This is a genomic window from Mycobacterium seoulense, assembly GCF_010731595.1.
GTDB classification, from domain to species: domain Bacteria; phylum Actinomycetota; class Actinomycetes; order Mycobacteriales; family Mycobacteriaceae; genus Mycobacterium; species Mycobacterium seoulense.
Map to the genome: position 1 here is coordinate 953282 of NZ_AP022582.1, position 11199 is coordinate 964480.

Below are 11199 nucleotides of genomic sequence, written 5' to 3' on the forward strand. Positions count from 1 at the left end.
ATCTCCGCGTCAATCGTCCTCCCGGAAGAAGATGCCGTCCGCCTGCAACATTCGACCATTGCGGGTATCGGTGACACAAGGCTGCAATCCCGTCAGCGCGAAGCCCAAAGAACAGGCGAGGTCGAGTGCTTCACGCATCAGCATGCCGCCTTCGTATAATGGTGCGAACGACAGCTCGAGCTGCATGCCGACACAACGGTCATTCAGCGTCGATTTGCTACCCGCAAGCACCTGTTTCTCAAATCCTTGAACGTCGATTTTGAGGAACGCGACATCGCTCGGCTGGAGGATTTCTTTTGCGACGGAATCAAGTCGGTGTATCGAGACCTCTTCGGTCCCTACATAGTTTGCCCAGGGAAAGGCATCCTGATGCGCCTTCAGCATCGGCAGGACTGAGCTGCTTTCGCCCGCGTTTGCCGCGACGTTTATCGAAATCTTGCCATCAACATCACCCAGTGCATACTGCCGGCACTCCCATAACGGATCTGTTGATGCTTTCCGCGCTAACTGGGAAAATGGTTCCAAAAGGGGTTCGAATGAGACGATACGACCCTTGAAGGCCGCCCTGCGCAGTGCAGTAGCATATTGCCCTGAGTTAGCGCCGACATCTAGTACGGCATTTACCTGATGCGACTCGAGCTGTGTCATGAAATTGCGTTCCCAGTCCAGGTCAGCAGAGTAGGTTGACACCTCGAAGCCTGCACGGTGCGCGATCGAACGAACACGGTGCGAAAAATCCACCGCGCAACGCTAACATGCGAAAGCCCGGGCCGCCCTGGAAACGGGATTGTGAAGGCATACCTTGTCATGCGGCTAGGCGCCCTGACCCCAGTGGCTTTGGCCCCGTGTATCCACCGCTGGCGAGCATATCGACGACTACGTTGACGGTGTGGTCGATGCCGATGGTTATGTGAGTTGAAGCAGCTGGCTAGCGTGGCGTCCCGGTGTGCCGGTTGACCACGCGTGGGAGCCGTCGGCTTTTCGTCGTGCACGGCGTCGAATGAGGGCGGGACGAGAGGTATGAATGCGGCCCGAAGGAGCGGCAGTGTTACTTTCCACGGCCTCAATTTGCGTATGGACCCCTACGTCACGTGGTGAAGGGCTGTCCTACTTCTCGGCCTGCGCGTAGATGGATTCAAAATCCCTTTCTTGCATGTCAAGTAGTGGGTCGAACTCGCGTAAATGAACGTTCGCAAACCCAGCGGATTTCAAGATGAAAACAAGATTTTCCTCGTCGAACATGTACTTATGCACGCCGCCCATGTATGCCATGTAATTGACATAGTCAATTCGTGTCGTACGGTTGTAGGCGGGCAGGTAACCAAAATAGGGTGGCGAGGTCAAGGTCTCGCCATTTACGTAGGCTTCCAGATAGATCCTCGCATTTGGGACGCAGATCAAGAACCTTCCGCCTGGCGAGAGGACGCGTCTGCATTCTTTTAGAAACTTTTCAATCTCTGAATAAGATAAGTGCTCGAAAAAGTGGGACGAATACACTTTTTTCACACTATTATCGGGAAACGGAATACCTTTTCTGAGATCCCAGAAAAGGTCGCAGCGGGGCATGACATCTATGGTGACCCACTCACCAGCCCCTTTCTTGTCTCCGGCTCCTACCTCGATCGAGATTTCGTCTCTTTCCCTCAGCAGCCGCCGAACTTTCCGCTTCGATGCCCAATACTTCGGCATGAGCACGACGGCCGAAATGAGCGGTTGAACCTTGCTGGTCAACTCTTGAAGCGTCGAAGTCATCCCGCCTTCCCAAGGCTGTGTGTGGGCCGTTGGAACCCGTCGCGCGTGGTGCTTCGCAGCTGAGGCGGTGCGGCCACCCGACGTTGATGGAGTTGGGCGTCGGGCAGTTGATTGTCAGCGCAGGAAGGATTCTGCCCGCGCGGAGCCGGCTCCTCCCACGTTCCACTGTGATCGTATGGGACAACGACTATATCGAATTGCCTCGAATGCAACCAGAGAACAGTAGTGGCCGAAGCGCGGGTCAACATTGGCCACATCACCACAGCAGACAGCGACTGGCATTCAATCAATCTGGGCTAGCGAAAGCCGGCCCGGTACTCTCCGGCATACAGGCGCATAGGCCCGTGCTTCCGCTAAGTTTCGGCAGAACATTGGAGAGTGCGATGAACAGACCCACGCAGGCGTCGCGCGGTGTGGTTAGCCCAATCCGCGAGCGTCTCCTAGCGGTCACCCGCCAGTCTGAGCGCACCGTTATGTTAGGCACCGTCCTGGTCGCGTCAACGGTTTCGGCAGCGACGGGCTACCTTCTGGCCCAGTGCTTTTCGGTGGATGTGCTCTCTTCCCTGGTGGCCCTTCCCGAGGACTGCTGGGGCGATTGGGGCACGAATATCGGTCGCCACTGCTTCAGCGACTACGGGATGGTCGTAGGTGCCGCGTCGCGGGCCAATCCCTGGGAGCGTTATCCGCTTCTTCCGCCGAACCCGGGGGCGCTGATCCCGTACCCGGCGGCTGGAATGATGCCGCACCTCTTGTTCGGGCTCCCCGCAAGGTGGCTGGGCGCACCAATGCTTGGGCTGCTCGCGTATCTGCTCGCGCTGACGATCGCGGTTCTTTCTCCGGCGGTCTGGGCGGCCCGCGGAGCATGTGGCCTGGAGCGCGCGGTGGTCTTCGTGGCGTTGGGCGCCGCAGCCATCCCGGCGTGGTTCGTGATCGATCGGGGCAACTCGGCGGGATTCGCAGTACCGATCGCATTGGTCTTCTTGGTGGCGCTGCGCCGACGGCGCTGGCGCCTCGTTGCGATTATGGTGATCTTGGCTGCGGTGGTGAAACCGCAGTTTGCTTTGCTGGCAGTGGTTTTATTCGCGGCTCGGCAGTGGCGCTTGGGCGGCCTCGCCCTCGGGGGGATCGTGGTCTCCAATCTCGCTGCGTTTCTACTGTGGCCGCGGGACTTTCCGGCGACCATCGGCCAGTGGATTCACAACCTTCTCCACGCGGACAGCAGCTTCTCCATGCTCACCGATCTCCGGAACGTTTCCTTCGGGCACTCACTCCTTCTCGTTCCGGACACCGTCAAGCTCTACCAGGCGGGCGGAAAGATACCGGACGGCTTCCTCGCTGGTCCACGATCCCTGATCGGGTATGCCATTTTGGTCGCCGTTCTCCTCTCGGTGTTGGCAATGGGCCGGCGCATCCCGCCTGTCATGGTGGGCATTCTGTTGCTTGCCACCGCCACGCTTTTCCCGCCGATGGTCATCTCCTACTACCTGGTATTCGTTTTGCCGGTCGCTGCGCTCGTCGTCCGAGACCCCGACGGCCCGGCCGGTGCTGGACTGTTCGACCGGCTCGCCACCCAGGCTTCGCGCCGTCGCGCCGTCGGCATGTGCGTGAGTGTGGCCACGGCGCTCAGCATCGCGCAGATCGCTGTACCCGGCCCGATTAGCCACCCTGACATCAACGGGCAGCCGACGAGCCATGGGGTCGTCGGTACCACGGTATTTCTGACTGGGCTTCTCTGGCTTATCGCGTGCGCGGTCATCATCGCCTCGTATCTGCGAAGGCCGGACCGCTCGCGAGGCGAAGGCCAATTGCTAGCTCGGGAGGGTCATCCGGATGGTGCTGCGACCTACTTGAGTACATCTGAGCCCGTGATGGAATCACCAACACAACGGCCGATCTAGTCCGAAAGAATTTGTGCGACAATACTGTTCAGTTCGGAGCCCTGCCCGTGCGGTCCAAACCGAGAGTCATGTTTACTCTCCAGCGCCCATGGCGTTCGTCGCCCGTGGTTTGCGATTTGCGGGGCTGGCCTCGAGCCGGCTTTAGGGCAGCCGATTATGTGACGGTTGGCGGGTGCGTAACCGTCTTATATAGTTTGCGCCGCAACGACGAAGCGGAGCTGGGGCGCCGATCTTGAGAGTTCTCAATGATGCGAGTGGGCTGTTGCGGGCGCGCGGCGTTCGGCTCGGCTTGGGTGTGCTGGCATTCGTAGCGGTGACGGTGGTGGCGTACCCGATCGCTCGTTACCGGATCTTCACGGGATTCCGCGATTACGACGACGAAGGCGCTATGTTGATGTCGCTCAAGTCGTTCGTGAATCACGGCTGGGTCTATGACGTCTTCAGCGGCTTCGGCCCTTTCTATTACGAGTTTTGGGGCGGAGTCTTTTCCGTTTTCGGGATGTCGGTTGATCATGACGGCGGCCGCGCGGTGACCATGGTCGTTTGGGTGCTCTCGAGCCTGTTGATGGGGTTGTCCGTCTGGTGGATGAGCGGCAGCCTTGTTCTGGGCTTGGCGAGCCAGCTGGCTGTATTCGAGGCGCTTAACAGCCTCCGAGCAGAGCCGATGCATCCGGGCGGGATCATCGTCTTGTTGGTCTCGGCGATCGTGGTGTTCTCGTGTTTGGTGCGTGATCGCCGCTCACCGTTTCCGATGGCTCTGCTGGGTGGGGCCGTGGCGGCCCTGGTTCTGGTCAAGATCAATGTGGGCGTTTTCGCTTTTGCCGCGGTGGTTTTGGTGTGCATGGTCAGCTATCCGGTTCTTGCCAGGCGTCGCTGGCTGCGGTTGGTGATTGAGGTCGGGTTCGTGGCGCTGCCGCTGGTGCTGATGAGCTCGCAGATGGGTGAAGCCTGGGTTCGCCAGTACGCACTGCATGTCTTTGCGGCCGCGCTGGCCGTTGTGATTGCCTTGAGGGCCCGCGGCGTTGGGCGGCGCGACTCCAAAGAACTTTGGTGGCTTGGCGGTGGCTTGCTGGTGGTTGGGGTGACCGTGCTTTCGGTGATCCTGGCCGCGGGAACCAGCCCCGCCGGACTAACCGAGGGAATCATCAAGCACCCGCTGGGTTTTCTTAGCCTTCGCCCAGTGCCGCTCTTTCTGCCCCGCTGGACCTATCTCCTTGACCTGTTGGCCGTGGTGGGCGCGCTTGGCTATGGGTACGTCGCCGGTAACCGAGAGGCTGGCCCGGGGCGGGTCTGGAGGTGGCTCGTCGCAGGGTTGAGCATTGTTATCGGCCTGTTCATGGCATTCTCGGGGATTTTTTCGCTTGTGATCGGCCCGCTGGTGATCGGTTCGGTGACGCCATCGACTCGGCTGGGGCTGGTTTGCTTGGCCTGGGTGGCGTTGATCCAGCCGCCGAGCAAGTCAGACGAGAAACCCGAGAAGACGCTGTTCGCTCGTCTTTTGCTGCCGCCGTTGGCGGTTTTGCAGGCGTTGCATGCCTTCCCGGTCGCGGGCAGCCAAGTGTGGTGGTCGGTGATGCTGTTGATCCCGGTTGGGGCACTATGCATCGCAAACGGGGTGCGCTGGGTCGGCGACAGTCTCGGTGAGCGGAGCGTACGGCGTAGCCCCCTCGCGGTCGGTGCGATCGCGGTGATGGTGGCAGTGCTTGTGTTGGTCGGTGTCCAGTTTGTGCAGGGGCTCGGTCAAGCTCGGGCCGTCTACAACGGCTTGGTTTCGCTCGGGCTGCCGGGCGCCCAAGAGGTCCGCGTCAGCGCTAAAGAAGCGGCGGATTACCAGGCGGCCGTCGCCGCGATCGAGAAGAACTGCAAATCGTTTGTGATGCTGCCGGTGATGAACAGCTTTTACCTCTGGACGCAGCAGCACCCGCCGACCGACTTCAAGGCGACCGTGACCGCTCCGACGGCGCTGTTGGACGTTGCCCTTCAGCAGAGGGTGATCGACGCTACCCGCTCGATCGAGGGTCTTTGCCTGCTCGAAAACGCCCCACTCATCCAGGAGATTCGGTGGGGTGCTGGCGGAATGCCGCCCGGTCCGCTGGTTGGCTACCTACACGATGGCTTCACACCCATCGCCAACTTCGGCGACTACCAGCTCCTCAAACGCAAAAGCAGTAGCAGTCCATCATGAGCACCACGCCTCAGTGATACCGACACCGGGAATCCCCATCGCGAACAGAACAGACACAGGACCCACACGTCGACACATCGAAAGACGTGACAGCGCCCGCCGGGCTTACCGAAGAGAAACAACGCCGCACTGGTTCCACGACCTTATGGCGAGCCGTTGTGCGCCTTCAGACGTAAATTGCCCTGATGCCGCGCGCTCTATGGCCTGAACAGCGCCAGACCGGCCATCCTGTCGACCGCGCCTACCTGGGTTCTGCTTCAGGAGCCTCTCGCCCGTGGTTTGCGATTTGCGGGGCTGGCCTCGAGCCGGCTTTAGGGCAGCCGATTATGTGACGGTTGGCGGGTGCGTAACCGTCTTATATAGTTTGCGCCGCAACGACGAAGCGGAGCTGGGGCGCCGATCTTGAGAGTTCTCAATGATGCGAGTGGGCTGTTGCGGGCGCGCGGCGTTCGGCTCGGCTTGGGTGTGCTGGCATTCGTAGCGGTGACGGTGGTGGCGTACCCGATCGCTCGTTACCGGATCTTCACGGGGTTTTACGATTACGACGACGAAGGCTATATGTTGGCCGATCTCAAGTCGTTCGTGAATCACGGCTGGGTCTATGACGTCTTCAGCGGCTATGGCCCTTTCTATTACGAGTTTTGGGGCGGAGTCTTTTCCGTTTTCGGGATGTCGGTTGATCATGACGGCGGCCGCGCGGTGACCATGGTCGTTTGGGTGCTCTCGAGCCTGTTGATGGGGTTGTCCGTCTGGTGGATGAGCGGCAGCCTTGTTCTGGGCTTGGCGAGCCAGCTGGCTGTATTCGAGGCGCTTAACAGCCTCCGAGCAGAGCCGATGCATCCGGGCGGGATCATCGTCTTGTTGGTCTCGGCGATCGTGGTGTTCTCGTGTTTGGTGCGTGATCGCCGCTCACCGTTTCCGATGGCTCTGCTGGGTGGGGCCGTGGCGGCCCTGGTTCTGGTCAAGATCAATGTGGGCGTTTTCGCTTTTGCCGCGGTGGTTTTGGTGTGCATGGTCAGCTATCCGGTTCTTGCCAGGCGTCGCTGGCTGCGGTTGGTGATTGAGGTCGGGTTCGTGGCGCTGCCGCTGGTGCTGATGAGCTCGCAGATGGGTGAAGCCTGGGTTCGCCAGTACGCACTGCATGTCTTTGCGGCCGCGCTGGCCGTTGTGATTGCCTTGAGGGCCCGCGGCGTTGGGCGGCGCGACTCCAAAGAACTTTGGTGGCTTGGCGGTGGCTTGCTGGTGGTTGGGGTGACCGTGCTTTCGGTGATCCTGGCCGCGGGAACCAGCCCCGCCGGACTAATGGAGATGATCAAGCTTCCACTGCGTTTTGCCAGTGTCTTCTCGATCCCGCTCTTTCTGCCCCGCTGGACCTATCTCCTTGACCTGTTGGCCGTGGTGGGCGCGCTTGGCTATGGGTACGTCGCCGGTAACCGAGAGGCTGGCCCGGGGCGGGTCTGGAGGTGGCTCGTCGCAGGGTTGAGCATTGTTATCGGCCTGTTCATGGCATTCTCGGGGATTTTTTCGCTTGTGATCGGCCCGCTGGTGATCGGTTCGGTGACGCCATCGACTCGGCTGGGGCTGGTTTGCTTGGCCTGGGTGGCGTTGATCCAGCCGCCGAGCAAGTCAGACGAGAAACCCGAGAAGACGCTGTTCGCTCGTCTTTTGCTGCCGCCGTTGGCGGTTTTGCAGGCGTTGCATGCCTTCCCGGTCGCGGGCAGCCAAGTGTGGTGGTCGGTGATGCTGTTGATCCCGGTTGGGGCACTATGCATCGCAAACGGGTGCGCTGGGTCGGCGACAGTCTCGGTGAGCGGAGCGTACGGCGTAGCCCCCTCGCGGTCGGTGCGATCGCGGTGATGGTGGCAGTGCTTGTGTTGGTCGGTGTCCAGTTTGTGCAGGGGCTCGGTCAAGCTCGGGCCGTCTACAACGGCTTGGTTTCGCTCGGGCTGCCGGGCGCCCAAGAGGTCCGCGTCAGCGCTAAAGAAGCGGCGGATTACCAGGCGGCCGTCGCCGCGATCGAGAAGAACTGCAAATCGTTTGTGATGCTGCCGGTGATGAACAGCTTTTACCTCTGGACGCAGCAGCACCCGCCGACCGACTTCAAGGCGACCGTGACGACTCCGACGGCGCTGTTGGACGTTGCCCTTCAGCAGAGGGTGATCGACGCTACCCGCTCGATCGAGGGTCTTTGCCTGCTCGAAAACGCCCCACTCGCCCAGCGATGGAGTCGGTGGGGTGCTGGCGGAATGCCGCCCGGTCCGCTGGTTGGCTACCTACACGATGGCTTCACACCCATCGCCAACTTCGGCGACTACCAGCTCCTCAAACGCAAAAGCAGTAGCAGTCCATCATGAGCACCACGCCTCAGTGATACCGACACCGGGAATCCCCATCGCGAACAGAACAGACACAGGACCCACACGTCGACACATCGAAAGACGTGACAGCGCCCGCCAGGCTTACCGAAGAGAAATCTAACCGCCGATACTGGCACAAGAGCCGGGCGGAGCAGTCTGGCGAGTATGTTAGTGCTCGCACTTCTGAGCTGGACGTATCTCTAGTAGGAGGTCACAGCGGCCGCAATGTTGTGATCGGAGGGCTACAGAGAAGCGCAATGTTGTGATCGGAGGCGCTGTGCCGAGTGTGAGTGTTGTGATCCCTGTCTATCGAGCAGCACTGACATTGCCTGAGTTGTATGACCAATTGAGTCATACCATGCAGCAAATCGCTCCGACGTTCGAACTCATCTTCGTCGAGGACTGCAGTGGCGACATGTCATGGCGCATCATTACTGAACTCGCCGCGGCAGACCAGCGCGTACGGGGCATTCGCATGAGCCGCAACTACGGCCAGCAAAATGCCTTGCTGTGCGGCATCCGTGCCGCGCGCCACGACGTGATTGTTACGATGGATGACGATCTACAGCATCCGGTGAGCGAGATTGAGCAACTTCTTGCGGCGCTTGGACCCGATGTCGACGTGGTTTATGGCGCACCCCAGAATGAGCAGCATGGGTTCCTCCGCGACGTCGCGTCGCGCCTGACAAAGTTGGCGTTGGCCAGCGCCATGGGTGCTGAGGTGGCGCGGAATGTGAGTGCCTTCCGTGCGTTCCGTACCCGCTTACGGGAAGGTTTTCAGGAATATCGCAGTCCGACAGTCTCCATCGACGTATTGCTTTCCTGGACCACATCGCGATTCACGGTCATTAAGGTGCGGCACGCGCCGCGTACGGTTGGCGTCAGCGGCTATTCGGTTCCCCGCCTCGTTCGGCACGCGATTAACCTAATGACTGGGTTCAGTACGTTACCGCTGCAAATCTCGAGCTTTATCGGGTTCGCTCTGGTCTTGTTCGGCATTTCTATTTTTGCCTATGTTGGCGCCAATTACCTGATCAATGGCAGCGCCGTACCAGGCTTTGCATTCCTGGCCTCAATCATCGCGATCTTCTCTGGGGCGCAGCTTTTTGCACTTGGGATCATCGGCGAGTACCTCGCTCGTATGCATTTCCGCACCATGGACCGGCCGACCTATCTGGTGAGCGAGACTGTGGCATGCGATGATGCCGCCGGCGGCTGACGACACGTGCTGGACGGAGGCGTTGACTTCCAAGCGGCATCATCAACGCTTTTAGTCCGGATATCCTGGGTCTGGGGATCCTGCCGGGGCGATTTGTGAAGGCGGCGCGCGCAGCGGGTGGCTGTGCCCAGGACACGTGCCAGAATGAACGGCATGGCTAACCAGATTCGGGGCACGATTCACGCAGATGAGCTCGTCGTCGGAGACGGTATCGTAGTCGAACCTGGCGTCGTAATCACCGGAAACGGAGGGCCGGCAAAAAGGGTAGTGCTGGGCGATCACTGCTTTATAGGCCACGAGGTACGCATCCTGGCTCCCGAGTTCCGCCTCGGCGACTATAGCAAGCTCAATATGCACACCTTCGGTCACGGCGAGCATGCGCTGCAGATCGGCCGCAACTGCTGGATTGGCGGGAATTGCGTACTTGACTGCATGGGCGGGCTCGATATCGACGACAATGTCGGCATAGGCGCGCATAGCCAGCTTTGGACGCACATCCAGTTCGGCGATATCGTAGAGGGCTCGCGTTTCTACTCGCGTAAGTACATGCACGTGAGCCGGGACGCCTGGTTCGTTGGACACTGCGTCGTTTCCCCGGTCAGCGTGGGTGAACGCAGCATGGCGATGGTGGGATCGGTCGTGACGCGCGACATGGAGCCAAATCATATCTACGCGGGTGTGCCTGCAAAAGACGTCACAGACAAGCTCGGCCCTCAGTTCGAATCCCGGACAGTCGACCAGAAAGCGGCGAAGTTACAGGAACTGCTCGACTCTTTCTTCGTGCAACATCCGGAGTACCGAGACGCGCTTCGAATTGCCCGTTCGTCTGAAGATCGAAAACCGGGAATGACAAACTTCGATGTCTCTTCTCGCGTCTATACGCGGACTCGCTCGGAGGCTGAGGTCGCCTTCCTTAAATCGCACGTTCCGCTGGTCAAGTTTGTCCCAGAGGATGAGCCACAGTTCATCATCCGGGATCAGCCCTGAAACGTAAGTCAGAGAACGGTTCGAAGTGCTGAATCGATCGCGATAAACGTCCTCAAGGCTGGATCACATGTCGGCGACGGTGGGAGACTAGCCGTCGCCGAATGTCGGGCTTGCCGTAAAACCGGTGGTCGAACCAGAAGGTTTCATTGCGGCAAGGAATGACGCTGCGGACATGCAGAGCGCTGTCCCTATATGTGCCAACGCAGGCGGTCCTTGCCAAACCTACGACGGTTGCTCTGATGCCCCTCCCGCAATCTACGGCCACTCGTTCCGCTGGTGCGACAAGTGCCCGGCCCCGGAGCCGCATAGATCGATACCACTGCCTATTCTCGATTTCGGCGGCGGGTGAGCCATGCCTGCCTTGCGATCACGAATACCCGCAATCGCGGCGACGTCGGTACCAATCGTGATTTGATTTGGTCGATCACTTCGAATGCCGAGATCCAGAGACCCTCGTGCCAGCATCGATGCGTGTCTATACCTAGCAAGCGCGGAAGGGGTGTATCACCTGATGCCCGCCACCACTGTAATCTTCGAGCATGTACCTGACGCTCATGGTGATTCGCCAGGTTACCGCCCTTACGGGCAACGGCGCCTGGGCGGCAGTCCCCGTCTGTCCGTTCCTTTGCACGAATCCCGTTGTCGAAGCATCTTATTAAGGCTGCGTCCGCGACTTGGGCAAGTCTTCTGGGCATGTCCACCAAGGCGCTCCAGGTCACGGTTCGGCGCGTTTGGTCGGCTCCATCGCGGGTGCGGGGGAGGGAACGTTCGTACTCAGCCCAGCGTGAACGGTCTTGGCCC

At 60.0% G+C, this 11199-nt stretch carries 8 protein-coding genes; 6 read left to right on the top strand and 2 right to left on the bottom strand.

The genetic code is table 11. The annotated features are described in order from the left end of the window. Positions 1 to 9 precede the first annotated feature (9 nt). Together G6N37_RS04750 and G6N37_RS04755 are read right to left on the bottom strand one after the other, a co-directional pair. The gene (locus G6N37_RS04750) at positions 10 to 741 is read right to left on the bottom strand and encodes an FkbM family methyltransferase (protein ID WP_232075280.1); all 732 of its coding nucleotides are present in this window, start codon (positions 739 to 741) and stop codon (positions 10 to 12) included. A gap of 366 nt (positions 742 to 1107) precedes the next feature. Further along, positions 1108 to 1752: a class I SAM-dependent methyltransferase gene (locus G6N37_RS04755; RefSeq protein WP_163676625.1), complete on the bottom strand. Its 645-nt coding sequence runs from the start codon at positions 1750 to 1752 to the stop codon at positions 1108 to 1110. A gap of 383 nt (positions 1753 to 2135) precedes the next feature. Here G6N37_RS04755 and G6N37_RS04760 point away from each other — a divergent pair, with 383 nt between their 5' ends. The 6 genes from G6N37_RS04760 (at position 2136) to G6N37_RS04785 (ending at position 10398) form a co-directional block, all read left to right on the top strand. After that, positions 2136 to 3650 (top strand): glycosyltransferase family 87 protein, encoded by a 1515-nt coding sequence (locus G6N37_RS04760; RefSeq protein WP_163676628.1) that lies wholly within the window; start codon positions 2136 to 2138, stop codon positions 3648 to 3650. Between the two features lie 313 nt (positions 3651 to 3963). Continuing rightward, complete coding sequence (locus tag G6N37_RS04765; protein ID WP_163676631.1) at positions 3964 to 5835, top strand: hypothetical protein; 1872 nt, start codon at positions 3964 to 3966, stop codon at positions 5833 to 5835. 483 nt (positions 5836 to 6318) lie between these two features. Next, positions 6319 to 7692: a hypothetical protein gene (locus G6N37_RS04770; RefSeq protein WP_163676634.1), complete on the top strand. Its 1374-nt coding sequence runs from the start codon at positions 6319 to 6321 to the stop codon at positions 7690 to 7692. Further along, on the top strand, positions 7692 to 8189 hold the full coding sequence (locus G6N37_RS04775) for a hypothetical protein (protein ID WP_163676638.1): 498 nt from the start codon (positions 7692 to 7694) through the stop codon (positions 8187 to 8189). Before G6N37_RS04770 ends, G6N37_RS04775 begins: the two co-directional genes overlap by 1 nt. Positions 8190 to 8478: 289 nt before the next feature. Then, on the top strand, positions 8479 to 9411 hold the full coding sequence (locus G6N37_RS04780) for a glycosyltransferase family 2 protein (protein ID WP_197745724.1): 933 nt from the start codon (positions 8479 to 8481) through the stop codon (positions 9409 to 9411). A gap of 153 nt (positions 9412 to 9564) precedes the next feature. Next, positions 9565 to 10398: an acyltransferase gene (locus G6N37_RS04785; protein WP_163676644.1), complete on the top strand. Its 834-nt coding sequence runs from the start codon at positions 9565 to 9567 to the stop codon at positions 10396 to 10398. Positions 10399 to 11199: the final 801 nt, after the last annotated feature.